General features: G+C 49.0%; 1 protein-coding gene. It reads right to left on the bottom strand.

The features are described 5' to 3' along the window. Nucleotides 1–267: hypothetical protein (locus H9X91_RS14070; RefSeq protein WP_204805879.1), on the bottom strand; the 267-nt coding region annotated here is incomplete at its 3' end. Nucleotides 268–408: the final 141 nt, after the last annotated feature.

Here is a 408-nt window from a genome sequence, read left to right as displayed (position 1 = left end):
CAGAGAAAGGAACTTCTTCATTCGGATTTCTCCTCCTTTTGAGTTTTCGCCGTCGTCTTTCCAACTTTTTCGCCAGAAGAGTACGTATCTCGGTCCCCGGAGCCCAAAGTCGCTGATGCGGCTGATTTTCTTACAAAATATGGTAGCAAAACTGCCGTTCCATCCTTTCATTATTTTTTGATTTTTCAGCTGGATTTTCTGTGCAGCCTTTGTTTTTGCTGGTAGCCCTTTGGTGGCTGAAAGGGGATTTCCTGCCCGGATTTCCAAAAAATGGGTTTCCGGGCAGAGATCTCCTCATTCGGCCACCAGGCAGCTACCAGAAAAAGTGCCGCCGCCAAGCCGGTTTCCGGGGCCGTCCTGGACCGTGCTTTCAAAATATTCCGGGGAAATTGCTACCAGAAACCGCTT

The organism is Oscillibacter valericigenes (assembly GCF_016902445.1).
Lineage (GTDB): Bacteria > Bacillota > Clostridia > Oscillospirales > Oscillospiraceae > Oscillibacter > Oscillibacter avistercoris.
Note: the sequence above shows the minus strand (reverse complement) of the source record. Positions and strands in the feature narration are given on the sequence as shown.